A 24,530-nucleotide genomic window follows, 5' to 3' on the forward strand; every position below is an offset into this window, starting at 1 on the left:
GCGGGTCAGCCGAGCGACGCGTGCAGCACGGTCGCGGGGCCGGGCTGGGGGACGGCGTCGACGCCGTCGAACGTGCACCCGGCGTGCAGCACGGGCGAGGCGGCGTCGAGGTCGAGGCGCCCGCCGGCGAACCGGGTGCCGGTGGCCTGGTACGAGGACGGGCCGGCGTCGAGGGCGACGTGCGCGGCGCCGCCCGGCACCGTGAGGTCGGCGCCGCGCAGGTGCACGGCGACGGCACCGGTCCCGGCCCGGGACACGAGGGCGCCTGCCGTGGTCGTGCCCGTCATCGTCGTGCCGTCGACGGTGAGGCGCTGGTCGCGGGCGCCGCTCAGGACGATCCCGGCGCCGGTCCACCGGCCGCCGCGCACGGTGACGTCCGCCGACCCGACGCTCATCGGGGCGGCGACCTCGTCGCCCGTGGCCCCGACGACCTCGCAGTCCGTGAAGGTCACGGGACCGGGGCCGCGCAGCACGGTGCCGTCGACGCCGGTGAACCGGGTCCGCACGAAGTGCACGGGGCTCGTCACGGGCGTCTGGTGCAGCACGGAGCCGGGCGGCAGCGCGAAGGAGCAGTCCTCGACGACGGTCGGGCGGGACGACAGGGCGGACCGCTGCCCCACGGCGAAGAACCCGGCCGAGCAGCCGCGCAGCCGGGCGCCGTCGGCGTTGATCGTCAGGGTGGCCTGGGGGTCGAACGTCGAGCGGGCCACGACGTGCACGTCCTCCAGGGTGAGGTCGGTGATCTTCGTGCCGACCACGAACCACGACGCCACGTGCCGCCGCACGGTGATCCGCTTGGCCGCCGTGCCCCACTGCGCGCCCGAGTTGGCGATGTCCATGAGCCCGCTGCAGCCCGAGAACACGAGGTCGTGCTCGTACTGGCCGTGCGTCGTGAACGGGTTGCCGCCCTCGTCGTCGCCGTCGCCGTGGCAGTTCTCCACGAGGCAGTAGGCCGAGGCCGTGAGGTCGTTGAGGTGCCGGGCGTTGTGGCTCCGGCAGTCGACGACGTGCCCGTACAGGGAGTAGATCTGCTGCGTGAGGTAGCCGGCGCCGCCGTAGAAGACGGTCGGGGGGTTGGACACCGAGCACCGCCGGGTGACGAAGTGCGTGTTCCAGCGCCGCATGATCACCGGCCACCAGGTGCGCTCGCCGTGCACCTCCTCGACGTCGCACCGCACCGCGTACTCGAAGGCCACGGGGTGCGAGCCGGTGTACTCCCGGTCGTCCGGGAGCTCGCCCTCCTCCGGGCCGTCGAAGGGGCCGGCGCCGAGGAAGCGCAGGTGCCGCACGTGGACCTGCTCGACGGGCTCCACCGGCGTCCAGGTCAGGGTGCGGCCCGCCGGCAGCTCCCAGCCGTTCTTGTAGTCGACGCGCACGTGCGTGCCGTCCACCACCTCGGTCACCTCGACCAGCCGCTGCAGCTCGCGCTCGTCGCGGCCGCCCCCCGGCCGGGGGTCGGACTGCACGGCCCACCACTGCCCGACGGCGAACGCGGCGGAGTCGGCCACCTCGAAGACGTCCGCGAGGTCGGGCAGCGGGGCGGTGAGCACCCGCGTCTGGGTGGCGTCGCCGACGCGGCCCCGGAAGAAGAGCAGGGCGCCGAACGGGTTGTCGTGGCTGTTGCGCTCGATGCCGTCGGTGTCGACGGTGTGCCCGCCGAAGTCGAGCTCGAGACGGGAGCGCGTGAACGTGTGCCGGCGGCGGAACAGCAGGTCCGTGTGCGCCTCGATGCGTGTCACCGCGGGGTCGCGCACCAGGGCGTCGAGCGCGTCGTCCGCGGGGCTCTCGGGGCCGAGGTGCCCGAACCAGCGGAAGTCCGCGGTGCCGGCGTGCACCGTGTGCCAGCGCCCGGTGGTGCCCGCGTCGCGCGGGGCCAGCACGGTGCCGCCGTTCGCGGCGGTGGTCGACCGGGCGTCGAAGCGCAGCAGCCGGCCGGCGCCGTCGCCGGGGGCGGCGTGGCCGAGGAGCCGCGCGACGGTCCCGTGCGCGAGGTCGCGGGAGCGCCAGCCGGTGAGCTCGGCGAGGTGGGCCGCGACGCGGGTCGGGGCGGAGCGGTCGGGGCGGGTCTGGGGTGCGCCGGCCGCGCGGCCGGTCGTGGTGTTGGAGGTCAAGGGAGACACCCTTCGGGACGGTCGGGACGACGGTCCGTCCGGGGCGAGCGACGGGGGTGGTGCTCCGCGTGCCGGCCCGGGGCTGCGGGTGGTCGGCGAGCGGTCCTGCGGGGCCGGGCGGGTCCTGCGGTGCGCCGACGGTGGTGCGCGTCGTTGCGCCGTCCCGAGCAGAGTAGCCAAATCCTATAGCAACGTCAACGGCTGACCGAGGAGCGTTTATGCAGGTCAGAGCGCTGAGGGCATCTCGTCGATGCCATAGCATCCGAGATCAGACGTAGTCTCCCGGCCAGTGGAACCCGGCGCCGACGGCGGACGGCGACCCCCGGAGCGCGTCCACCTCCGCCCGGCCGGCACCGACCGGCCGGAGCATCCCCGTCGCGTCGACCGACGGCGTGGCCTCGGCCAGCACCGCCCGGGCGAACGCCAGGCCGGCCGCGTCCTGCGGCAGCCGGACCTCGACCGAGGCGGCGCGGTGGTGACGGGCGCGGGCCAGCGCGGCGTCCGCGAGGGCGGTCGTGGCCGCAGGGTGCCCGGGGGCGGCCGGGTCGACGGCGAGCTCGCGGACCCGCAGGGTCGGGCCCGGCTCGAGGACCACGTACCCGATGACCTCGCCACCGGTCGCGCGCGCCGTGAGCAGCTCGCACGACCGGAACCACAGCGGGACCCGCCGCTGCCAGTGGTCCTCCGTGCGGACGGTGGCGAGGGGGCGGCGCCGGCCGTCGTCGCCCGTGTCGGCCGCGTCGTGCAGGCGGGCGAGCGCCCGCCACGGAAGCGCCGGGCCCCAGCCCTGGTCCCACGGGTCGCCCGGCAGGCGGTCGACGCGGACCGCGGGCGGGCCGGCGGGCCGGTCGTCGAGCAGGTCGGGAGCCGGGAGGTCGGGGGTCGTCGGGGCGGGGCGCGGGGGCCCGGTGAGCACGGGCACGCCGAACGTCTCGAACCCGCTGGACCGGTAGACGCCCGGGGTGCCGGTGAAGAGCAGCGCGACGTCCGTGCCGACCGCCGCCATCTGCTCGAGCGCGACGGCGAGCGCGCGGCGCACCAGACCGCGGCCCCGGGCCTCCGGCGCGGCCGCCACGTTCGCGACGCACCCGGCGCGCAGTGCGCGCGTGCCGTCCGCCGAGGTCACGACCCGTGGCGTCCAGTACACCGACGCCAGCACGGCGCCGTCCCGGCCGGGCGCGACGGCGAGGACGGTGCGCCCCAGGCGGCCGTCGTCGGACTCGTAGACCGGGACCATGAGGGGGGCGTCGAACGCCCGGGCCCACAGGGCGTAGAGCGCCGCGGCGTCGGCGGCGGAGGCGGTCCGGAGCTGCACGGCTGAGATGGCTGACCCCTTCCTGGCGGAGGCGCGGCGCCACCTGTTGACGGTTTGCTATAGCAGGATTAACGTCGGCCGCACGTTCGTCGGCGAGCGACGGACGAGCATCGCGCGGAGGGTCGGGCTGGCCCCTCGTCGCACCAGGACGGCCGCGCCGGGCGCGCCGCGGCCGTCCGCACCGCCCGTGCCGCCCGTGCCCCGCCGTCGCGCTCCGGAGCGCTCAGTCGTCGTCCTGCGTGTGCGGGGCGAGGCGTGCCGCCGCCGCCCCGACGTGCTCGGCCATCACCCGGCGGGCCGCCTCGGGGTCGCCCCCGGCGATCGCGTCGACGATCTCCTCGTGGGTCTGCGCGTGCGCGACGCGCGCGGCCGGCTCCAGCGCCACGTTCGCCGCCCGCAGGAAGCCCGTGATCCGGCTGCGGAGCTGCGCGTTCAGCGCCATGAGCATCCGGTGGTCGGCCATCTCCCAGATCTGCTCGTGGAAGCGCCGGTCCAGCTCGAAGACGCGCGCGGCGCTGCCCTTCTCGGCCGCCTGCACCATCTGCTGCACGATCTTGCGCAGCCGCGCCTCCTTGGCCGCGTCCCAGTCCTGCTGCACGCGGACGACGGCGAACTGCTCCAGCAGGGTGCGCAGGCTGGAGATCTCCTCGAGGTCCCGGCGGGTGAGCGCCGCCACGCGGGCGCCGCGGTGGGGGAGCCGTTCGACGAGCCCCTCCTCGGTGAGGCGGGTGAGCGCCTCGCGCACCGGGATGTGGCTCGTCCCCAGGCGCTCGGCGAGCTTGCGCTCCACCAGTCGTTCGCCGGGTTCCAGCTCGCCGGAGAAGATCGCCTCCCGCAGCTCCACGGTGACGCGGTCGGCCACGTTGAGGTCGGGCACGTTCTTCAGCGCCATTGCTACTCCGTCGGTCGGGTGGGGCAGGGGCCGGTTCCGGTTCGGTGGTGGCGCCGGCGGGGGTCGCCGCGCCTGTGGCGCGCCCCGCGGTCCACCCGGGTACGGCGCCTGGCCGGGGCCCGGCGCCGAGACGCACATGCTATAGCATCGGCGGCGTCGACGACTGGAGGATCGATGGCGACTCTGCACGACCGGGTGCCCGTGCCCGCGTTCCACGGCCTGGCCGGCGTCGCGACGCGTGACGTCAGCCCACCTGTGGGGATCCGCGCCCGCAACTGGGGGCCCGCGGACTGGGACGCCGCCGAGGGGCAGCACCGGTCCATGAGCCTGACGGCGGTGGCCCTCGCCGGGGCCGACGGCGACCCGGTGGTGACGATGACCGTCGACGGCACCTGGTGGCGCCGCGTCGACGACGAGGCCGGGGTGCGCCACCGCGTCCTCGAGGCCCTGGGCCTGCCCGCCGAGCGGCTCCTGATCTCCCTGTCGCACACCCACGCCGGCCCGGTGCTGTGCGCGGGCGACGCCGACCTGCCGGGCGGTGACCTCGTTCCGGGGTACCTCGACGCGCTCGCCGCCGCGGCCGTCGACGCCGGGCGCGAGGCCCTCGGCGCGCTGCGCCCCGCCGTCCTCGAGTGGACCACCGGCCGCTGCGCCCTCGCGGCCGACCGGGAGCTGCTCGTGGAGACGCCGGACGAGCCGCGGCCCGTCGTCGGCTGGAACCCCGAGGTGCCCGCCGACGACACCGTGCTGGTCGGCCGCCTCACCGCCGCCGCCGACGGCGACGGGCCCGGCCGACCGCTCGCCACGATCGTCAACTACGCCTGCCACCCGACCACGCTCTCGTGGCAGAACCGGCTCGTCTCCCCGGACTACGTGGGCGCCATGCGGGACCTGGTCCAGGGGGCGACGGGGGCGCCGGTCGCGTTCCTCCAGGGGGCGTCCGGCGAGCTCGCCCCGCGCCAGCAGTACACGGGCGACCTCGCGGTGGCCGACCGGCACGGCGAGGCGCTCGGGCACGCCGTGCTCGCCGCGCTCGCCGAGCTGCCCCCGCCCGGCACGTCCTGGGAGCTCACGCGGGTGGTGGAGTCCGGCGCGCCGCTGGGCGTCTGGGAGCCGGCGCCGTCCGCGGGGTCCACGACGCTCGCCGTGCGGCAGGAGGACGTCGAGCTCGACCTGCGCCCCCTGCCGACCATCGCCGAGCTCGAGCAGGAGTGGGCCGGCATCGACCCCGGCTCGCGGGAGGAGCGCCTGCGCCGCGCGCGCAACCTGCGCGACGGCTACGTCACCGGGCCCACCGTCCGGCACCCCGCGTGGGTCTGGCAGGTCGGCGACGCGATCCTCGTCGCGCACCCGGGGGAGGCGTACTCCCGGCTCCAGCGGACCGTCCGGGAGCACGCCGCCGGCCGACCCGTCGTCGTCGCCAACCTCACCAACGGGCCGGGCTTCGTCTACCTGCCCACCGACGTCGCGTACGAGCGCGGCGCCTACCAGGCGTGGCAGACGCCCGTCGCCCCCGGGTCCCTGGCCCGGCTCGAGGCGCACGCCGCCCGGCTCATCGACACCCTGCCCGGCACGCCGGGCGAGAAGGAGGACCAGTGACCGACCCGACCCCGACCCGGGCGCCGCTCGCGATCGTCACCGGCGGCGCCGCCGGCATCGGACGGCAGGTCGCCGAGCGGCTCGCCGCCGAGGGCCACCGCGTCGTGTGCCCCGACGTCGCGCAGCACGACCTGCCCGCCCTCGGCGACGGCCCCGTCCCGACGGCCGCGGGGCTCGTCTGGACGTCCCTGGACGTGACGGACCCCGAGGCCGTGCGCGCGACCTTCGACGACCTCGCCGCGCGGTTCGGCGGGATCGACGTGCTGGTGAACAACGCGGGCATCCAGCGCCACCGCGGCCTGGAGGACCTCACATTCGCCGAGTGGTCGGCCGTGGTGGACGTCAACCTGCACGGCGTCTTCTCGTGCCTGCAGGCCGCCGGCCGGCACATGCTCGCGGCCGGGCGCGGGGCCGTCGTCAACATCTCGTCGGTGTCCTCGCGCGGCTCCGCCGGCCGCGCCCCGTACGCCACGACCAAGGCCGCGGTGATCGCGCTCACGGCGACGGCCGGCGCGGAGTGGGCGGCGCGAGGCGTGCGCGTCAACGCGGTGGCGCCGGGGTACATCGACACCGGGGTGTTCCGCCAGGGCGTCGCGGCGGGGACCCTCTCGGAGGAGACGATCCTCGCGCGCATCCCCGCCGGCCGGCTGGCCGACGCGTCAGAGGTGGCGAACGCCGTCGCGTTCCTGGCCTCCGACCAGGCGTCCTACGTGGTCGGGCAGACCCTCTACGTCGACGGCGGCTTCATGGTCGACTACGGCGTGCCGCTCGCGAAGAAGCCGGAGTGACGCGCTGATGGCCCGCGTGACCGAGGTCCGCACGCACACCGTCGCCGTGCCGTTGCCGCAGCCCCTGCCGCTGGGCGCGATGACCGTGACGCGGCGCGAGTACGTCGCCGTGGAGGTGCTCGCCGAGCCGGAGCCCGGGGAGGCGGACGGCCCGCTGGTCGGCGTCGCCTACGCGCTCACGCGGGAGGCGCCGATGGCGGAGCTCGTCGAGCGACTCGTGGCGCCGCACGTCGTGGGGCGCCGGGTCGCGGGTCCCGACGACGTCCGCGCCGCCTGGGACGCGATGCTGCGCGGCTCGGCGATCGTCGGGCGGGTCGGCCTGGTGCGCCGGGCGATCGGGCTCGTCGACGTGGCCCTGTGGGACGTCGCCGGGCAGGCGACGGGCCGCCCGGTCTGGAGCCTGCTGGGCGCCGACCGCGCCCCGCGCCCGGCGGTCCTCGTCGCCGCGTACCCGACGCCGGGGCGCACCGCCGCCGACGTCGCCGACGAGGTGCTCGGGCACGCCGCCGAGGGGTGGCCGCTGCTGAAGATCTCGCGCTCGCCGGACCGCGCGCTCATGCGCGACGTGATCGCCCGGGTGCGGGCGGGGCTCGCGGAGCGCGGCCGGCGCACGGTCCCGGGCCGGGAAGGCCTCGTCGTCGACGTCGGCTTCGGCTGGCGCGACGCGGAGGAGGCACTCGCCGACCTCGCCGCCTGGGGCGTCGCGGCACCGGGCGGCGAGCCCGCCCTGGCGTGGCTCGAGGACCCGCTGCTGCCGGAGGACGCGGCGGGTGCGGCCCGGGTCCGGGCCGCGACCGGGCTGCCGCTGAGCATCGGCGACGAGGTCACCGACCCGGAGGTCCACGCCCGGCTCGCCGCGCTCGGCGCCCTCGACGTGCCGCGGGTCGACGTCGTCGCGATCGGCGGCCTCACGCCGGCCGCCGGGCTCGTGCGTTCCTGGCGCGGCGCCGGGGCGGCGCCGTCGAGCCACGTCTACCCGGAGGTCAGCGTGCACCTGGGCGTCGGGGTCGAGACCTTCGACCGGTCCCCCCACGGCAACCCCTACGACCCGGCGCCCCTGCTCGTGACGGGCGGGCCGACGTTCGAGGGCGGCCGCGCGACGCCGCCGGCGACGCCGGGCCTGGGCTTCGGCCTGTCCCCGCGGTTCTTCCCGGGGGCGGCACGATGAGCGCGCGCAGCGTCGTCGTCACGGGCTCCGGCAAGGGCATCGGCCGGGCGATCGCGGCCCGGCTCGCCGCCGACGGCTGGGTCGTGGTCGGCGTGGAGCGGAGCCGGGGGTCGGGCAGCGTCGAGGACGGGGTCTGCGCCGCCGTCGTGCTGGGCGACTCGCGGGAGCGCGGGGTGCACCGCGAGGCCGCCCGCCGGGCGCGGGAGCTCGCCCCGCTGGCGGGCTGGGTGAACAACGCCGGGGTCACGCGGACCACGCCCCTGCACGCCCTCGCCGACCCGGCGCGCGAGGCCGAGGTGGAGGCCACGGTGCGCGAGATCGTCGACATCAACGGCCTGGGCTACCTCTGGGGCGCGGCCGCCGCGGTGGAGGCGTTCACGGACCAGGTCTCGGGCGGGGCGATCGTCAACGTCGGGTCCATCCACGGGCGGGCCTCCTTCGCCGACCACGCCGCGTACGAGCTCACGAAGGGTGGGATCGACGCCCTCGCGCGCAGCGTCGCCGTCACGTACGGGCGCTACGGCATCCGCGCCAACACGGTCGCGCCGGGCGGTGTCCGCACGCCCCACCTCGAGGCGCAGATCGCCGCGGCCGCCGACCCCGCGGCCGAGGAGCGGCACCTGTCGCAGGGGCCGCCCCTGGGGCGGATCGCGACGGCCGAGGAGGTCGCGGCGGTCGTCGCGTTCCTGCTGTCCGACGAGGCGGCCTACGTCTCGGGGCAGTCGCTCGCGGCGGACGGGGCGTGGACCGCGTCCTTCGGCACGCCGCCGTCCGACCCGGAGCTCGACCGGCGCTACGGGCTGGCCTGAGGCCGCGCGTCAGGCCTTGAGCATGCTGGCGCGGGCGATGGCGCCGTCGGTGACGTCGAACGTCGCCACCGTCTCGCCCGTGCCGCTCGTGCTCGTCACGAGCTCGCGCGCCACGAGCCACCGCTCGCCGAACGCGACCGACGTCGTGATCTCGCAGTGCAGGGCGGGATCCTCGAAGCGCCCCGCGTAGAAGGTGCGCAGGGCGTCGCGGCCCACGAGGGGCTCGGGCGTCACGCCGGTCACGACGGCGTCGGCGGCGTACGTGGTGAGGAAGCGGTCGAGGTCGCGGGCGTTGAAGGCGTCGACCTGCTCGGCGACGACGGTGGCAGCGGTGGGCACGGGTCCTCCGGGTGGTGGGGTGATGGGGCGGTGGGGCGGCGGCCTCAGTCGATCCGGACGCCGCCGTTGACGTCGTAGGTGGCGCCCGTGACGAACGCGGCGCGCGGGTCGGCGAGGGAGCCGATGACCCAGGCGACGTCCTCCGGGGTGCCGAAGTCCCCGAGGGGGATGGACGAGGTGAGCGCGGCGCGCCCGGCGTCGTCGAGCTGGTCGGTGATGCGGCTGGTGACGGGGCCGGGGGTCACCGCGTTCACGCGGATGCGCTCGTCGGCGAGGATGCGGGCGAAGGACCGCGTGATCGCGAGGATCGCGCCCTTGGACGCCGCGTAGTGGACGCCCGTCCTGAGGGCGCCCTGCTGGCCGGCGATCGACGCGACGTTGACGATGGCGCGGTCGTCGTCCGAGCGGTCGGCGGCGTCCCGCCCGGCGCGCAGGAGCGGCAGCGCCGCGCGGGACAGCACGAAGGTGCCGCGCGCGTTGGTCTCCATGACCTGGTCCCACTCGTCGAGCTCGATGTCGTCCAGCGCGCGGTACGGGCAGGTGCCGCCGTTGTTGACGAGCACGTGCAGCCGGCCCCAGGTCGCGGTCACCTCGTCGACGAGCGCCGCGACGGACGCCGGGTCGCGCAGGTCGAGGCGGGACACGCGCACGTCCGCGCCCGCCCCCGCGCAGCGCTCTGCCGTCGCCGTCGCGCCCGCCTCGTCGTGGGCGTAGGTGAGCCAGACGTCGTGGCCCTGCTCGGCGAGGTGGACGGCGGACGCGGCGCCGATGCCGGAGCTGGCGCCGGTGATGAGGGCGAGTCGTCGGGACATGGACGGAACGCTATAGCACCCGGAAGGCGCCGCGCACCCGGTTCGAGGGCCGGGCGGTTGGGTGAGGAATGCTATCTGCTATAGCATTCCCGCATGAGCTCCGACACCGTCGTCATCACCGACTGCGACCTGCCGTCCACCGCCTGCGAGGACACCGTCGGAGCCGCCGGCCTGCGCGCCGTGCGCGCCGCGGCGCGCACCGAGGAGGAGGTCGTCGAGGCCGTGCGGGCGGCCGGGGGCGCCCAGGCGCTCGTCGTCCAGTGGGCACCGATCACGGCCCGCGTGCTCGACGCGGTCGGCGGACCCGGGGGCGTGCGCCTCGTCTCCCGGATGGGGATCGGCTACGACATGGTCGACGTCGCCGCCGCCACCGAGCGCGGCATCGCCGTCGCGAACACCCCGACCTACTGCATCGAGGAGGTCGCGTCGCACACGCTCGCGATGGTGCTCGGACTCGGGCGCGGGCTCGTCGGGTACGACCGTGACGTGCGGGCCGGTCGCTGGGCGCCCACCGCGGCCCGTCCCGCCGCCGTCCGTCCGTCGACGACGACGGTCGGCGTGGTGGGGTACGGCCGCATCGGCTCCGAGGTGGCGCGGGGCCTGGCCGCCCTGGGCTTCCGGGTGCTCGTGCACGACCCCGTGGTCCCGGCGGCGGACGTCGAGGCCGCGGGCCACCTGCCGGCGTCCTTCGAGGAGCTGCTCGCCGCCGTCGACGTCATCACCCTGCACGCGCCGCTCACCGACGACACCCGGCACCTGCTGAACCGCGACACGCTCGCCGCGGCGCGTCCCGGCGTCCTCGTCGTCAACACCTGCCGAGGGCCGCTCGTGGACGAGGAGGCCCTCGCGGACGCGATCGAGGCCGGCCACGTCGGCGGCGCGGCGCTCGACGTCTTCGCCCACGAGCCGCTGCCGGCCGGCAGCCGGCTGCGGTCGCTCGACACGGTCGTGCTGACCCCGCACGCCGCCTGGTTCTCGCCCGAGGCCATGGCCGACCTGCCCGTCCACACCGCGCGCAACGCCGTCGACTTCCTCGCGGGCCGGCCGGTGCCCTCGGTCGTCAACCCCGGGTTCGCCCGCGTGCTCGCGCGCTGACGCCGCCCCCTCCGCCCCCGCCGCCTCACGCCCCTGGAGCCTCCGTGCAGCTCGTCCGTCTCGGCCCCGCCGGCCAGGAACGCCCCGCCGTCCGCCACGACGGCGGCACGTACTCGCTCTCCCCGCTCACGCGCGACGTCGACGGGGCGTTCCTCGCGGCGGACGGCGTCGCGCGCACGCGCGCGGCCCTCGCCGCCGGAGGCCTGCCGGTGCTCGACGGGGCCGAGTTCCTGCGGGTCGGGCCGCCGGTGGCGCGGCCCACGGCCCTCGTCTGCGTCGGCCAGAACTACGCGGCCCACGCCGCCGAGTCGGGCGCCGCCCCGCCCGAGGCGCCGATCGTCTTCTGGAAGCACTCGAACACCGTGGTCGGCCCCTACGACGACGTCCTCGTGCCGCCGGGCGCCACGACCGTGGACTGGGAGGTCGAGCTCGGCGTCGTCGTCGGGCGCCGCGCCCGGTATCTCGCCTCGCCCGAGGAGGCGGCCGCGCACGTCGCGGGGTACGTCCTCTCGCACGACGTGTCGGAGCGCGACTACCAGCTCGAGCACTCCGGCGGGCAGTGGTCGAAGGGCAAGAGCTGCGAGACGTTCAACCCTCTGGGGCCCTGGCTCGTGCCGGCGGACGAGGTCGACGCCGGCGGGCTGCGCCTGCGTTCGTGGGTCAACGGCGAGGCGCGCCAGGACTCGACGACGGCCGACATGATCTTCGACGTGCCGTTCCTCGTCTGGCACCTGAGCCGGTACATGGTGCTCGAGCCGGGCGACGTCATCAACACCGGGACACCGCAGGGCGTCGCGCTGTCCGGCCGGTTCCCGTACCTGCGGGACGGCGACGTCGTGACCCTCGAGATCGACGGGCTGGGGCGCGCGGAGCAGCGCGTGCGCGACGCCGTCGTCTGACCCGACGGCGCGGGCTCAGCCGGCGAAGGGCAGCGCCGGCAGGCCGCGCACCCCCACCTCCACCCGGAACAGGGAGCCGGCCTCCGGCTCCGCGCCGGCCGCGAGACCCTGCCTGGAGGTCGTGACGTACAGCGTGTCGAGCCGCTCGCCCCCGAAGGCGCAGGCTGTCACCTGGGAGGCCGGCAGCCGGACCTCGGCGTCGGGCCGCCCGTCGGGCGCGTAGCGCCGCACGACCGACCCGCCCCAGAGCGCGACCCAGACCCCGCCCTCCGCGTCCACGGCGAGCCCGTCGGGGACGCCGTCTGCGGGGTCGACCGTGGCGAAGGGCCTCCGGCCCACCAGGCCCCGCGGGTCGACCGACGCCGCGACGACGTCGAGGAGGTCGACCCGGTGCGCGGCCGTGTCGACGTAGTAGGCGAGCGTCCCGTCGGGCGAGAAGCCCAGCCCGTTCGAGCAGCCGATGCCGTCGAGCACGACGCGGGTGGTGCCGTCGGGGTCGATCCGGTGCAGGGACGCCGTGGCGCCGGGGCCGGTGACCATCCCGCCCGCGTACAGCGCGCCGTCCGGCGCGGTCGCGCCCTCGTTGAGCCGCACCGCGGGGCCGTCGTCCAGCCGGGCGAGGGGGCGCAGCGGCCCGTCGTCGTCGTCCGCGACCGCGACCTCGCGCTCCAGCGCGACGACGAAGCCGCCGGCGGCGCGCGGCCGCACCAGCGCCGCGACGTCGCCCACGTGCCGGCGGTCGACCGCGCCGTCGGGGCGCACCGTCAGCAGGTCGCCCGCGAGCATGTCGACGAAGCGCAGCCCGCCCCACGCCGGCCACCAGACGGGGCCCTCGGCGTGGTGGGCGACGGGGCCCGTGACGTTCTCGGGGGTCGCGGTCATCCCGCGATTCTGCCGCCTCCCGGGGCGGCGTCCGGCACGCGGTGGTGCCGGGCGTGCCACGGGCCCGCCGGTGCCTCTCCGGCGGGCCCGAGCCTGAGGTGGCGCCGTCAGCGCTCCGCGCCGAGCCGGTCGCGCAGCAGGGACAGCTGCGCCCAGAGCTGGTCGGGCACGCGGTCGCCGAACGTCTCGAAGAACTCGCCGGTGAGGGCCGCCTCGGCGCGCCACGGCGCGACGGGGACGTCGAACAGCGCGGCGAGGTCGTCGTCGGACAGGTCGAGGCCCTCGGTGCGCAGGGCGCCCGGCGCGGGGAGGAGCCCGACGGGGGAGTGCACGGCGCCGGCGTCGGTGCGCAGGCCGCGCGAGCGGTCGAGCTGGGTGACGACCCACTCCACGACGCGCGAGTTCTCGCCGAACCCGGGCCACAGGAAGCGGCCGTCCTCGCCCTTGCGGAACCAGTTCACCTGGAACACCTTGGGCCGCTTGTCGGCGTCGAGCGCCTTGCCGACGCGCAGCCAGTGCGCCCAGTGGTCGGCCATGTTGTAGCCGCAGAACGGCATCATGGCGAAGGGGTCGCGGCGGAGCTCGCCGACCGTGCCCTCGGCCGCGGCGGTGCGCTCGGAGCTGATGGTGGCGCCCATGAAGACGCCGTGGTCCCAGCTGGTCGCCTGGGTCACGAGCGGCACGTTCGAGGCGCGGCGGCCGCCGAAGACGATCGCGTCCACGGGCACGCCCGCCGGGTCCTCCCACGCGTCCGCGATGGACGGGCACTGCGCCGCGGCCACGGTGAACCGGGAGTTCGGGTGCGCGGCGGGGGTGTCGGAGTCCGGCGTCCAGTCCTCGCCCCGCCAGTCGACGAGGTGCGCGGGGGCCTCGGGGGTGAGGCCCTCCCACCACACGTCGCCGTCGTCGGTCAGCGCCACGTTCGTGAAGATCACGTCGTGGGTGAGGGTGTCGATCGCCGTCGGGTTGGTCTCGACGCCGGTGCCGGGCGCGACGCCGAAGAAGCCCGCCTCGGGGTTGATCGCGCGCAGGCGGCCGTCGGGGCCGGGGCGCATCCAGACGATGTCGTCGCCGAGCGTCTCGACCGTCCAGCCGGGGATGGTCGGGCGCAGCATGGCGAGGTTCGTCTTGCCGCAGGCGCTCGGGAACGCGGCGGCGAGGTGGTACTGCCGCTGCTCCGGCGAGGTGACGCGGACGAGGAGCATGTGCTCGGCGAGCCAGCCCTCGTCGCGGGCCATCGCCGAGGCGATGCGCAGGGCGAAGCACTTCTTGCCGAGCAGCGCGTTGCCGCCGTAGCCCGAGCCGTACGACCAGATCTCCCGCGTCTCCGGGTAGTGGACGATGTACTTGGTGTCGTTGCACGGCCACGGCACGTCCTGCGCGCCGTCGGCCAGCGGGGCGCCCACGGAGTGCACGGCCGGCACCCACTGCTGGCCGCCGTCGATGAGGTCCAGGACGGCGGGGGAGACGCGCGTCATGACGTGCATCGACACGACGACGTACGGCGAGTCGGTGATCTCGATGCCCACCTGCGAGATCGGGCCGCCGACGGGGCCCATGGAGAACGGCACCACGTACATGGTGCGGCCGCGCATCGAGCCGGCGAACACGTCGGCCAGCTCCGCGCGCATCGCGGCGGGGGCGCGCCAGTTGTTCGTGGGGCCGGCGTCCTCCTCGTGCTCCGCGCAGATGAACGTGCGCGACTCGACGCGCGCGACGTCGGACGGGTGCGAGCGGGCGAGGTAGGAGTTCGGCCGCCTGGCCTCGTCCAGCTTGATCAGCGTGCCGGCCTCCACCATGCCGTCGAGCAGGCGCTGCTTCTCCGCGGCGGAGCCGTCGCACCAGACGATCTCGTCCGGCCGGGTCAGCGCGGCGACCTGCCGCACCCACGCCCGCGCGTCCTGCGGGGCCTGTGCCCGGGCGGCCGGTGCGGTCGCGGCGCCGGCGTGCTCCGCGGGTGCCAGCGCGTGCGGGGCCAGGGCGTCCGGGGCGAGCTCGGCGATCGCGAGGCGCGTGCGGCGCGGGTTCGCGGTGAAGGTCATCGGGTGCTCCGTCCGTCGGATGGGCCCCCGGCGTGCGCTGCCGGGTGGGCTGACTCCAGCGTCTCGCACCCCGGAACCGGCTTTCCAGCAGATCACCCGTGAAGATTCGCCGATCTTCACGTACCGTCAAACCATGGCGACGAAGGACGGCCCGGCGGCCGAGTCCCCGGACCTCATCACCCTCGGGCGGCGCATCCGGCACGCCCGCACGGCGCGGGGCCTCACGCTCGAGGCGCTGGGGGAGCGGGTGGGCTCGGCGCCCAGCCTGCTGTCGCTCGTGGAGAACGGCCGACGCGAGCCCCGGCTGTCGCTGCTGCGGTCGCTGGCCGAGGCGCTGGACGTCGCCGTGCCCGACCTCCTCGCCGACGAGCCCCCGTCGCGCCGCGCCGAGCTGGAGATCTCCCTCGAGCGGGCGCAGCGCGGGCCGCTGTTCGGGGCCCTCGGCCTGCCGTCGGTGAAGCCGAGCCAGAAGCTCCCGATGCCGGTGCTGGAGCAGCTCGTCGGCCTGCACTCCGAGCTGTCGCGCCGCGAGGAGGAGGCCATCGCCACGCCCGAGGAGGCCCGGCGGGCGAACACCGAGCTACGCAACGAGCGGCAGGGGCGGGACAACTACCTGCCCCAGATCGAGGCCCTCGGCGAGGAGCTGACCAAGCGCGCCGGGTACGCGGGGGCGGGCGCCCTGACGCACCGCACGGTGGCCCGCATGGCCGAGCAGCTCGGGCTGACCCTGCTGCACGTGGACGACCTGCCCCGGTCCGCACGCTCCGTGACCGACCTGGAGAACGGCCGGATCTACCTGCCGCCGGCGTCGATCCCGGGCGGGCACGGCCTGCGGTCCCTCGCCCTGCAGGCGATCGCGCACCGGGTGCTGGGGCACGACCGCCCGCGCAGCTACGCCGAGTTCCTGCGCCAGCGCGTCGAGATCACGTACTTCGCCGCGTGCTGCCTCATCCCGCAGTCGGTGGCCGTGGAGTTCCTCCAGCGCCGCAAGCGCGAGAAGGACCTGGCGGTCGAGGACTTCCGCGACGCGTTCGGCGTCACGCACGAGGCGGCCGCGATGCGGCTGACCAACCTGGCCACCGTGCACCTCGGCATCCCGCTGCACTTCCTGCGGGTGGGGGACGACGGCGCCCTGTTCCGCGGCTACGCCAACGACGGCCTTCCGCTGCCGCAGGACGTCACGGGGGCGATCGAGGGGCAGCTCGTGTGCCGCTGGTGGGCGGGCCGCGAGGCGTTCACGCGCCGGGACCGCGCCACCGAGTCCTACCAGTACACGGACACGCCGGCCGGCACGTTCTGGGACTCCGTACAGACGGGCACGGGCGCCGACGGGCGGCAGTTCTCCATCACGGTGGGGGTGCCGTACGCGCACGCCAAGTGGTTCCGCGGCCGGGACACCCAGGTGCGGCACAGCTCCACCTGCCCCGACCCGGCGTGCTGCCAGCGCCCGCCGGCGGACCTGGCCGAGCGCTGGGACGGCGTCGCCTGGCCCAGCGCCCGGATGCACCAGCAGGTGCTGGCGGCCCTGCCCCGCGGCGCGTTCCCCGGCGTCGACGACACGGACGTGTTCGCCTTCCTGCAGCGCCACGCCCCGGCCGCCGGCCCGGCGGACGAGACCGCGGGCTGAGGCCGGCGGGGACCGGGGGCCTCCTCAGCCCCGGTCCAGCCGCACCTCGCGGATGCGCCGGTCCTCCACCTGCGTCACCCGGAGCGTGCTCGCGGCCCTGCCGTCGCCGTCGCCCGGGTCGTCCAGGCCGTCCGCACCGTCCGCGCCGTCCAGGACGACGACGTCGCCCTCCTCCGCGAGCCGGCCCAGCCGGGCGAGGACGTAGCCCGCGACCGTCTCGTACGGCCCGTCGGGGAGCTCCACGCCGGTCGCGCGGGCGAACTCCTGCAGCGTGAGGCCGGCGTCGTAGGTGCCGGCGACGTGCACGGCGGCCAGCGGGTCGTGCTCGTCGCGGATGTCGCCGACGAGCTCCTCGACCAGGTCCTCGAGCGTCACGATGCCGTCGGTGCCGCCGTACTCGTCGACGACCAGCGCGAGGTGGGTCCGCGTGCGCCGCATGTCGGCGAGCGTGGGCAGCAGGCGCCCGGTGGCCGGCAGGTCGAGCACCGGCCGGGCGACCTCGCGCACGGTGCGCCGCCCGTCCGCCGGGTCGCCCGCGGCCCGGGCGAGGTCGCGCACGTGCACGAAGCCGAGCACGTCGTCGACGTCCGTGCCCGTGACCGGGTAGCGCGAGTAGGGCAGGTCGCGGGTGCGCTCCTGGGCCTCGGCGAGGGTGAGCGTCGCGTGCAGGAAGACGACGTCGCCGCGGGGGCGCATCACCTCGCCGAGCGTGCGTTCCGTCGCGGCGAACACGTCCGACAGGATGCGCCGCTCGTCCTCGTGGAGCCCCGGGTGGGCGGCGACGAGGTCGCGCAGCTCCTGCTCGGTGATCTCCTCGGACCGCTGGGTCGGGTCGCCGCCGAGCAGACGCACGACGGCGTCCGTCGAGCGCGAGAGCAGCCAGATGACCGGCCGCATGAGCACCGCGAAGCGGTCCAGCGGGGGCCCCACGACCAGCGCGACCTGCGCGGAGCGCTGCAGCGCGATCCGCTTCGGCACCAGCTCGCCGAGCACCAGCGACGCGTAGGCGATGACGAGGGTCAGCCCGACCAGGGCCACGGTCGCGGACGCGCCGGCGGGCAGGCCGGCGGACTCCAGCGCGGGCGCCAGGTCCGGCGCGAGCGTGGACGCGCCGTACGCGGCCGAGAAGAAGCCGGCCACGGTGACGCCGATCTGCACGGCGGCGAGGAAGCGGTTCGGGTCGCGCGCGATGGCGGCCACCCGCCGGCCGCGCGTCCCCTGCTGCTCCAGCCGGTCCAGCTGCGTGCTGCGCAGCGAGACCAGCGCGAACTCCGTCCCGGCGAACACCCCGCCCAGGAGGACGAACAGGAGCACGAGCGCGATGTTCCACCAGGTGTCCGCGTCCACCGGGGTCCTCTCCGTCGGTCGCCGGCCCGCGGGGGACCGACGGTCGCCGGCCCCGGCGTCGCTGCGGGTGCGTCACGGGGAGAACGCCCCGTGCCGGGTCCCGGTTCCGGCGCCGGCGCCGCGGTGCCGGTCGGACGCGGGTCAGGCGCGGGTCAGACGCGGGTCAGCGGAAGCGCTGCGCCGCCAGCGGGGCGGCCTCGGCGAGGCCGCGCACGGCCGGGTGGGCGTCGTCGTCGGCGCCTGCGGCGAGCACGTCGCTCATCGACCCGGACGCGACGAACGTGCCGTCGGCGAGCACGTGCACGGTGGGGCAGAGCCGGCCGACCAGCTCGACGTCGTGCGAGACCAGCAGCACGGCGGTGCCCTCGGCGCGGGTGGCCTCGGTGAGGCGGCGCACGATCTCGCCGCGCATGGCCGGGTCGACGGCGGTGAGCGGCTCGTCGAGCAGCATGGCGTCGGGCCGGGTGGCGAGGGCGAGCGCGAGGGCGAGGCGCTGCTTCTCCCCGCCGGACAGGGAGTGGATGGTGCGGCGCGCGAACTGCGGCTCCAGCGCGACGTCGTCGAGCAGCTCCTCGACGGTGCGGCCGCTCGCCCGGCCGGCCTTGCGGGCGTCGGACAGCGCGCCGGAGACGGCGCGCTCCACCGTCCACCGCGGGTCGGCGTCGAGCCCGTTCTGCGCGACGGTGCGGACCGCGGCGCGGAACTTCTTCTTGTCCCGCCGGCCCAGCTTGCCGACCGTGCGGCCCTCGAACGTCACGTGGCCCTCACGGATCCGCAGCTGCCCCAGCAGCGCCTGCACCAGCGTGGACTTCCCGGTGCCCGACTCGCCCACGACGCCCACCGGCTCCGCGCCCGGCAGCAGCGCCAGGTCGATCCCCTCCAGGATCGCCGGGCCGCCGTACCCGACCACCAGGTCGGCCGCGCGCAGGATCGGGGTGGGGGAGGTGGTGCTCATGAGGTCGCCTTCTGCTTCGCGTGGCGGGCCCGGGCGGGCGCCGCCGGTACGTCCGACGAACGACGGTACCCCGCGGTTCCCGCACCCCGGCGCGGTCGTCCAGATCTCCGCGGCGGTCCTGATCCCGGCGAGGTGGTCCAGAGCTCGGCGGGGGAGTCCCTGCGGCGGGCATACTGCGGAGATGGCAGCGGACCGGGAGTCGGTACGGCGGTGGGTCGCCGGGTACGAGGCCGCGTGGCGGGCCGGCGACGCGGACGCCGTCGAGAAGCTCTTCACCCCCGACGCCCGGTACGCGCGCTCGCCGTACGACCCCGAGGAGCTCGTGGGGCACGAGGCCGTCCGCGGGTTCTGGACCGTCGACGAGGACGCGTCGTTCACGATGACGGCCGAGCCGCTCGCCGTGGAGGGGGACGTCGCCGTCGTCCGCCTCGAGGTGCGCTACACCGCACCGCGCGAGCAGGAGTACCGCGACCTGTGGGTGCTGCGCTTCGCCCCCGACGGCCGCGTGGCCGACTTCGAGGAGTGGGCGTACTGGCCCGGGAAGGCCTGGACCGCGGCGACGTGAGTCAGGCGCCGACGTCCCCTGGCCGGCTCACGACCGTGCGCCGCCGCGGGCGTCCATGCGGGCGAGGAGCTTGGGGAGCACGTCGCCGAGGCGCAGGCCGTCGTGCTCGAACTCGTTGGTCACCCAGGCGCGGGCGTTCCCGACGTGCCCGGCGGTCTCGAGGGACAGGCCCGCGTCGACGAACATGTCGTCGTGGTAGACGGCCGCCTCGAGCGGGGCCTCGTTGCGGGCGAGGACGTCGAGGTCGTACAGGTCGTCCCAGCCGTCGCGCGCGGCGAGCGCGTCGGCGGCCGGGCGGAAGGGGCGCAGCGCGGCGACCTGCTCGAACATCCAGGGGTAGATCATCTCGCCGGTGAACAGCAGCGGCCGCGCGTCGGCGGCGAACGACGCGTCCCCGTCGCGCACGCGCTGCGCGGACCACGCGGTCGCGCCGGTGCCGGACTGCGCGTAGATCGACTCGTGCAGGACGGCGTACATGGCGTTGGTGGCGAAACCGGTGGCGGCCTCGACCTCCGCGAGGAACGTGTCGCTCAGCTCGTCGGGGGCCGCGTCGTCGAACGCCTCGTCGACGATCCAGTGCACCCGCTCGAAGCCGGGGCCCATGCCGAACGCCGTGCCGAGGGTCTGGAACCGCTCGACGGACAGGAGGTCCCCGCCGGGCAGGCGGACGTCGCCCACGGCGATGCGGTCGGCGATCCGGGCCACGCGCTCGACGTCGTCGGGGTACCGCTCGCGGTAGAGCGCGTTCTTGGCGACGACGCGCGGCTGGGTGCGCCGGTAGACGTCCTCGGCGCTCGCGGTGAGCCCGGCGAGGCCGCCGGTGACGTACGACGCGGCCACGGCCTCGGGCGCGCGCGACAGGTAGGTGAGGGTGAGGAAGCCGCCGTACGACTGGCCGAGGGTGGACCAGCGACGCCCGCCGTAGACGGTCTCCCGCACGTGCTCGGCGTCGTCGACGATCGCGTCGGCGCGGAAGTGGGAGAGGTGCTCGGCCTGGGCGTCGGCGGACCCGAGGGCGGTGAGGGCGCCCGCGCGCACCGCCGTCGACCGGCCCGTGCCGCGCTGGTCGAGCAGGACGACCCGGAAGCGCTTGATCGCCTCGCCCACCCAGCCGTCCGGGCCGGTGGGGCGCGGGCCCTTGCCGCCCGGGCCGCCCTGCAGGAAGACGAGCAGGGGCAGGTCGTCGCCCTGGCGGGTGGGGTCCACGAGCTCGCGCACGAAGAGAGAGATCGTGCGGCCGTCCTCGGGGTGCGACCAGTCCAGCGGCACCGTGAGGGTGCGGTCGGTGACGTGGACGCCGGGGATCGTGTACTCGCGCGTGGTAGTCCTGCCCGTGGTGCTCACCGGCACAGCCTAGGCCGGGTTGCATTAATGGAGTGCGTGCTCCAACAATAGGGTCGTGCCCCGAACCGCTCCCGCGTCCGTGACCGAGGTCCGACAGCCGCGTGCCGTGCCCCTGCTCGTCCTCGCGGCGACCGTCCTGCTCGCCGTCGGGCTGGGCTTCGGCCTCCCGCCGCTCGCCCGCTGGCTGGAAGGGGTCCTGGAGGCCGGCCCGCTGCCGGTCCTCGGCCCGGTCGAGCTGCTCGCCGGGCTGCCGCTGACCTGGTCCGTCCCGATCCTCGGCGGCCTCGGTGTGGTGGCCGGGACGCTGCTGGCGCTGTCGACGATCGGGGAGGCGCTGCGCCTCACGGTCGCCGCCGACCACCTGGAGCACCGCACGGACGACCAGGAGGGCTGGGTGGAGCGGAGCGACGTCGCCGACGTCTTCCGCGACGGCCGGTACCTGGTCCTCCTCGGCCCGGGCGGCGCACCGCGCGCCCGGCTGGACGCGGACACCCTCCGCAAGGCCGAGGTGCGGGGCGCCTTCGAGGCGCGCGGCTGGCCGTGGCGCGACGCCGACCCGCACGAGCACGAGTACGAGCGGTGGGTGGACGGCCGTCCGGGCTTCGCCCCCGCAGAGCACGCGCTGCTGCGCCGCCGGCTCGCGGAGCGCAAGGACGCGGGCGCCGTGGCGGAGGTCGACGCCGAGCTCGGCGCCCACGGGATCGCCGCGCGCGTCCAGGGTGACCGGCTCCAGGTCCGCCGGTGCGGCGTCCCCACCGTCGAGGACGCCCGTGGCACGCACCGTTGACCCGGCGCGCCACGAGGCGCGCCGCCTCCAGATCGTCGCCGCCGGGCTGACCGTCCTCGCGGAGCGCGGGTACGAGGGGGCGACCACGGCGGCGATCTGCCGTCAGGCCGGCATCGGCTCGGGCACGTTCTTCCACTACTTCGCCACGAAGACGGAGCTGGTGCTCGCGATCCTGGAGCTGGGCACGGCCGAGACGGTCGAGAAGGCGGCCGCCCTCGAGGGCCGCACCGACCCGCTCGGCGTCCTGCTGGATCTCCTGGAGGGCTGGGCCGACGACGCCGCCGACCCGCGCATCCCCGGCTTCGTGCGCGCCGTCGCCGGCGTCATGCACCTGCCGGCGGTCGCCGCGGCCCTCGCGGCCGACGACCAGGCCCAGCGCGACCTCCTCGTCCCGTGGATCGCCCGCGGCCAGGCCGCGGGCGGGGTCCGCACCGACCTCGCGCCCGCCCGCATCGCCTCGTGGCTCGTCCTGCTCTCCGGCGGCTTCCTGGAACGCGTCGCCACCGACGACCGCTTCACCGTCGACGGCGAGCGCGCCCTCCTCCTCGCCACGGCGCAGGACTTCCTCCGCGGGTGACCGCGCGGCGGGCAGGTCCGCGCCGCCGTGCGGATCCCAGCTCCGGCAGCAAGCCACACCCCGGGCAGAGCTCGAACGCAGAGCGGCGGGGACGGACCTCGTGCGGGCGGTCGTAGGTGTTCCCGAAGTGGAGGGCGCCCTGGCGCCCGTGAACGCGACCGCCCGCACGAGGTCCGTCCCCGCCGCGGGTTCAAGCAGAACTACTGCACGTCAGCATCAACCCAGTCGAAGGTCTTCGACACGGCCTTCTTCCAGGACCGGTAGAGGCGCTCACGCTCGTCCTCGGCCATGGCCGGCGACCAGCGCTTGTCCTCCGCCCAGTTCGCGGTGACGTCCTCCTCGCCCTTCCAGAACCCGACGGCGATGCCGGCGGCGTAGGCGGCGCCGAGCGCCGTCGTCTCGGCGACCTTGGGCCGCACGACGTCGACGCCGAGCTGGTCCGCCTGGAACTGCATGAGCAGCTCGTTCTGGACCATGCCGCCGTCCACCTTGAGCTCCGTGAGGTCGACGCCGGAGTCCAGCTTCATCGCGTCGACGACCTCGCGGGTCTGGAAGGCCACGGCCTCCAGCGCCGCGCGCGCGATGTGGTTGCGGTTGACGTACCGCGTGAGGCCGACGAGCGCGCCGCGCGCGTCGGGCCGCCAGTAGGGCGCGAACAGGCCGGAGAACGCCGGCACGAAGTAGGCGCCGCCGTTGTCCTCGACCTTGCGGGCCAGCCACTCGACGTCGGGGGCGTCCTCGAACATGCCGAGGTTGTCCCGCAGCCACTGGATGAGCGAGCCCGTGACGGCGATGGAGCCCTCGAGCGCGTACACCTGGGGGGCGTCGCCGATCTTGTAGCAGACGGTGGTGAGCAGGCCGTTCTTGCTCGGCACCTTCTCCGTGCCGGTGTTGAGCAGCATGAAGTTGCCCGTGCCGTACGTGTTCTTCGCGGTGCCGGTCTCGAAGCAGGCCTGGCCGAACGTGGCCGCCTGCTGGTCGCCGAGGATGCCGGCGATCGGCACGCCGGGCACGAGGCCGCGGGGGCGGCCCTGCCCGTACACCTCGGAGGAGGAGCGGATCTCGGGCAGCATCGACATCGGGATGCCCATGTCCGCGGCGATGTCCTCGCGCCAGCTCAGGGTGTCGAGGTCCATGAGCATGGTGCGCGACGCGTTGGTCACGTCGGTGACGTGGACGCCACCGTCGGGGCCGCCCGTCATGTTCCACAGCACCCAGGTGTCGGTGTTGCCGAAGAGGAGGTCGCCGCGCTCGGCGGCCTCGCGCGCGCCCTCGACGTTGTCGAGGATCCACTTGACCTTGGGGCCGGAGAAGTAGGTCGCCAGCGGCAGGCCGACGATCGCCTTGTACTTCTCGGGGCCCTCGGAACCGCCGAGCTCGTCGACGATCGCCTGCGTGCGCGTGTCCTGCCACACGATGGCGTTGTAGACGGGCTTGCCGGTGTTCTTGTCCCACACGACGGCGGTCTCGCGCTGGTTGGTGATACCGATGGCCGCGAGGTCCGTGTGCGCGAGGTTGCCGCGGGTGAGCGCGAGCCCGACGACCTCGCGCACGTTGCTCCAGATCTGCTCGGCGTTGTGCTCGACCCAGCCCGCCTTGGGGAAGATCTGCTCGTGCTCGAGCTGGCCGGTGGAGACGATCCGGCCGGAGTGGTCGAAGACGATGGCACGCGAGCTCGTCGTGCCCTGGTCGATGGCGAGGACGTAGTCAGCCATGGGGGATGCCCTTCACGTCGGTGTGGTGGAAGAGGGGGACCGGCCGGGCCCGGTGGGGGCCCGGCCGGCGGGGTCGGTCAGGAGTAGGCCGCGCCGAGCAGGCCGGCGAGCACGCCACCCACGAGGGGCCCGGCGACGGGCACCCAGGAGTAGGCCCAGTCGCTGGAGCCCTTGCCCTTGATGGGCAGGAAGGCGTGCGCGATGCGGGGCCCGAGGTCACGTGCAGGGTTGATGGCGTACCCCGTGGGTCCACCGAGGGAGGCGCCGATGCCGACCACGATCAGTGCGACCGCGAGCGGCCCGAGCCCGGAGGGGGACTTGCCCGAGACGACGACGAAGAACACCAGCACGAAGGTCGCGATGACCTCGGTGATGAAGTTCCAGCCGTACGAACGCAGCTCCGGCCCGGTCGAGAACACCGCCAGCTTGGTGGCGGCGGGGGCCTCCTGGTCGAAGTGCTTCTTGTACACGATGTACGCGAGCACGGCACCGATGATCGCGCCGATCATCTCGGCGCCGAAGTAGATGAACATGTTGCTCACGGTGGGCTCGATCGTCGCGGTCACGCGGCCCTCCGGGCCGGTGAGCGTGGCGAACGGCAGCTGTGCCGAGTAGAGGCCGATGGTGACGGCCGGGTTGAGGTGGGCGCCCGACTTGTACGCGGTGAACACACCCGCGAACACCGCGAGACCCCATCCGAAGTTGATGAGGAGCCAGCCGCCGTCGAAGCCCTTGGTTCTCGGGAGTATCACGTTGGCGACGACGCCGGCTCCCAGCAGGATCAGCGTCGCGGTCCCGAGAATCTCGGACCAGAACGCCTGCATGATCAATGAGTCCATCGTCGGTTCTCTTTCTCTTGAGG

At 75.4% G+C, this 24,530-nt stretch carries 22 protein-coding genes; 10 read left to right on the forward strand and 12 right to left on the reverse strand.

Annotated features, from left to right (window positions below; all coding sequences use genetic code 11):
• Window positions 1-5 precede the first annotated feature (5 nt).
• The 3 genes from ACFU9A_RS06465 to ACFU9A_RS06475 form a co-directional block, all read right to left on the reverse strand.
• The gene (locus ACFU9A_RS06465; protein WP_430574433.1) at window positions 6-2,111 is read right to left on the reverse strand and encodes a peptidase C14; all 2,106 of its coding nucleotides are present in this window, start codon (window positions 2,109-2,111) and stop codon (window positions 6-8) included.
• Window positions 2,112-2,379: 268 nt separating this feature from the next.
• Window positions 2,380-3,426, reverse strand: a complete 1,047-nt coding sequence (locus ACFU9A_RS06470; RefSeq protein WP_430574434.1) for a GNAT family N-acetyltransferase — start codon at window positions 3,424-3,426, stop codon at window positions 2,380-2,382.
• Between the two features lie 223 nt (window positions 3,427-3,649).
• The gene (locus ACFU9A_RS06475) at window positions 3,650-4,318 is read right to left on the reverse strand and encodes a GntR family transcriptional regulator (protein ID WP_430574435.1); all 669 of its coding nucleotides are present in this window, start codon (window positions 4,316-4,318) and stop codon (window positions 3,650-3,652) included.
• 174 nt (window positions 4,319-4,492) lie between these two features.
• On the opposite strand from ACFU9A_RS06475, the gene ACFU9A_RS06480 reads away from it, so the two are divergent.
• The 4 genes from ACFU9A_RS06480 to ACFU9A_RS06495 are packed head-to-tail and all read left to right on the forward strand — an operon-like array spanning window position 4,493 to window position 8,682.
• Window positions 4,493-5,917 (forward strand): hypothetical protein, encoded by a 1,425-nt coding sequence (locus ACFU9A_RS06480; RefSeq protein ID WP_430574436.1) that lies wholly within the window; start codon window positions 4,493-4,495, stop codon window positions 5,915-5,917.
• Window positions 5,914-6,705 carry an SDR family NAD(P)-dependent oxidoreductase gene (locus ACFU9A_RS06485; protein WP_430574437.1) on the forward strand — a complete coding sequence of 264 codons (792 nt, stop codon included), beginning with the start codon at window positions 5,914-5,916 and terminating at the stop codon, window positions 6,703-6,705. The genes ACFU9A_RS06480 and ACFU9A_RS06485 overlap by 4 nt, the downstream gene beginning before the upstream one ends.
• A gap of 7 nt (window positions 6,706-6,712) precedes the next feature.
• Window positions 6,713-7,873 (forward strand): enolase C-terminal domain-like protein, encoded by a 1,161-nt coding sequence (locus ACFU9A_RS06490; RefSeq protein ID WP_430574438.1) that lies wholly within the window; start codon window positions 6,713-6,715, stop codon window positions 7,871-7,873.
• Window positions 7,870-8,682 (forward strand): SDR family NAD(P)-dependent oxidoreductase, encoded by an 813-nt coding sequence (locus ACFU9A_RS06495; RefSeq protein WP_430574439.1) that lies wholly within the window; start codon window positions 7,870-7,872, stop codon window positions 8,680-8,682. Before ACFU9A_RS06490 ends, ACFU9A_RS06495 begins: the two co-directional genes overlap by 4 nt.
• Window positions 8,683-8,691: 9 nt before the next feature.
• Here the strand turns inward: ACFU9A_RS06495 and ACFU9A_RS06500 are convergent, their stop codons facing one another.
• Both ACFU9A_RS06500 and ACFU9A_RS06505 read right to left on the reverse strand, forming a co-directional pair.
• Window positions 8,692-9,021 (reverse strand): nuclear transport factor 2 family protein, encoded by a 330-nt coding sequence (locus ACFU9A_RS06500; RefSeq protein WP_430574440.1) that lies wholly within the window; start codon window positions 9,019-9,021, stop codon window positions 8,692-8,694.
• A gap of 44 nt (window positions 9,022-9,065) precedes the next feature.
• Window positions 9,066-9,833 carry an SDR family NAD(P)-dependent oxidoreductase gene (locus ACFU9A_RS06505; protein ID WP_430574441.1) on the reverse strand — a complete coding sequence of 256 codons (768 nt, stop codon included), beginning with the start codon at window positions 9,831-9,833 and terminating at the stop codon, window positions 9,066-9,068.
• A 93-nt stretch (window positions 9,834-9,926) separates the two neighbouring features.
• Here ACFU9A_RS06505 and ACFU9A_RS06510 point away from each other — a divergent pair, with 93 nt between their 5' ends.
• Together ACFU9A_RS06510 and ACFU9A_RS06515 are read left to right on the forward strand one after the other, a co-directional pair.
• Window positions 9,927-10,928: a C-terminal binding protein gene (locus ACFU9A_RS06510; protein WP_430574442.1), complete on the forward strand. Its 1,002-nt coding sequence runs from the start codon at window positions 9,927-9,929 to the stop codon at window positions 10,926-10,928.
• A gap of 44 nt (window positions 10,929-10,972) precedes the next feature.
• Complete coding sequence (locus ACFU9A_RS06515; RefSeq protein ID WP_430574443.1) at window positions 10,973-11,827, forward strand: fumarylacetoacetate hydrolase family protein; 855 nt, start codon at window positions 10,973-10,975, stop codon at window positions 11,825-11,827.
• 15 nt (window positions 11,828-11,842) lie between these two features.
• On the opposite strand, the gene ACFU9A_RS06520 is transcribed toward ACFU9A_RS06515, so the two are convergent.
• Window positions 11,843-12,709, reverse strand: a complete 867-nt coding sequence (locus ACFU9A_RS06520; RefSeq protein WP_430574444.1) for an SMP-30/gluconolactonase/LRE family protein — start codon at window positions 12,707-12,709, stop codon at window positions 11,843-11,845.
• A gap of 107 nt (window positions 12,710-12,816) precedes the next feature.
• A complete protein-coding gene (locus tag ACFU9A_RS06525) occupies window positions 12,817-14,751 on the reverse strand; it encodes a phosphoenolpyruvate carboxykinase (GTP) (RefSeq protein ID WP_430574445.1) in 1,935 nt (644 codons plus the stop codon).
• Window positions 14,752-14,884: 133 nt separating this feature from the next.
• Between ACFU9A_RS06525 and ACFU9A_RS06530 the strand changes: the two genes are divergently transcribed.
• Complete coding sequence (locus tag ACFU9A_RS06530) at window positions 14,885-16,378, forward strand: helix-turn-helix domain-containing protein (protein ID WP_430574446.1); 1,494 nt, start codon at window positions 14,885-14,887, stop codon at window positions 16,376-16,378.
• Between the two features lie 24 nt (window positions 16,379-16,402).
• Here ACFU9A_RS06530 and ACFU9A_RS06535 read toward each other — a convergent pair whose 3' ends face one another.
• Window positions 16,403-17,725, reverse strand: a complete 1,323-nt coding sequence (locus ACFU9A_RS06535; protein ID WP_430574447.1) for a hemolysin family protein — start codon at window positions 17,723-17,725, stop codon at window positions 16,403-16,405.
• A 163-nt stretch (window positions 17,726-17,888) separates the two neighbouring features.
• Window positions 17,889-18,680, reverse strand: coding sequence for an ABC transporter ATP-binding protein (locus ACFU9A_RS06540; protein WP_430574448.1), 792 nt, complete (start codon window positions 18,678-18,680; stop codon window positions 17,889-17,891).
• Window positions 18,681-18,861: 181 nt separating this feature from the next.
• On the opposite strand from ACFU9A_RS06540, the gene ACFU9A_RS06545 reads away from it, so the two are divergent.
• Window positions 18,862-19,245: a YybH family protein gene (locus ACFU9A_RS06545; RefSeq protein WP_430574449.1), complete on the forward strand. Its 384-nt coding sequence runs from the start codon at window positions 18,862-18,864 to the stop codon at window positions 19,243-19,245.
• Window positions 19,246-19,272: 27 nt separating this feature from the next.
• On the opposite strand, the gene ACFU9A_RS06550 is transcribed toward ACFU9A_RS06545, so the two are convergent.
• Window positions 19,273-20,589: an alpha/beta fold hydrolase gene (locus tag ACFU9A_RS06550; protein WP_430574450.1), complete on the reverse strand. Its 1,317-nt coding sequence runs from the start codon at window positions 20,587-20,589 to the stop codon at window positions 19,273-19,275.
• A 55-nt stretch (window positions 20,590-20,644) separates the two neighbouring features.
• Here ACFU9A_RS06550 and ACFU9A_RS06555 point away from each other — a divergent pair, with 55 nt between their 5' ends.
• Both ACFU9A_RS06555 and ACFU9A_RS06560 read left to right on the forward strand, forming a co-directional pair.
• A complete protein-coding gene (locus tag ACFU9A_RS06555; RefSeq protein WP_430574451.1) occupies window positions 20,645-21,376 on the forward strand; it encodes a hypothetical protein in 732 nt (243 codons plus the stop codon).
• Window positions 21,360-21,953 carry a TetR/AcrR family transcriptional regulator gene (locus tag ACFU9A_RS06560; protein ID WP_430574452.1) on the forward strand — a complete coding sequence of 198 codons (594 nt, stop codon included), beginning with the start codon at window positions 21,360-21,362 and terminating at the stop codon, window positions 21,951-21,953. The genes ACFU9A_RS06555 and ACFU9A_RS06560 overlap by 17 nt, the downstream gene beginning before the upstream one ends.
• Window positions 21,954-22,153: 200 nt before the next feature.
• Here the strand turns inward: ACFU9A_RS06560 and glpK are convergent, their stop codons facing one another.
• A complete protein-coding gene (gene glpK / locus ACFU9A_RS06565) occupies window positions 22,154-23,668 on the reverse strand; it encodes a glycerol kinase GlpK (protein WP_430574453.1) in 1,515 nt (504 codons plus the stop codon).
• Window positions 23,669-23,745: 77 nt separating this feature from the next.
• On the reverse strand, window positions 23,746-24,507 hold the full coding sequence (locus ACFU9A_RS06570; RefSeq protein WP_430574454.1) for an MIP/aquaporin family protein: 762 nt from the start codon (window positions 24,505-24,507) through the stop codon (window positions 23,746-23,748).
• Between the last annotated feature and the right edge of the window lie 23 nt (window positions 24,508-24,530).

The organism is Isoptericola sp. NPDC057653 (assembly GCF_042799955.1).
GTDB lineage: Bacteria > Actinomycetota > Actinomycetes > Actinomycetales > Cellulomonadaceae > Isoptericola.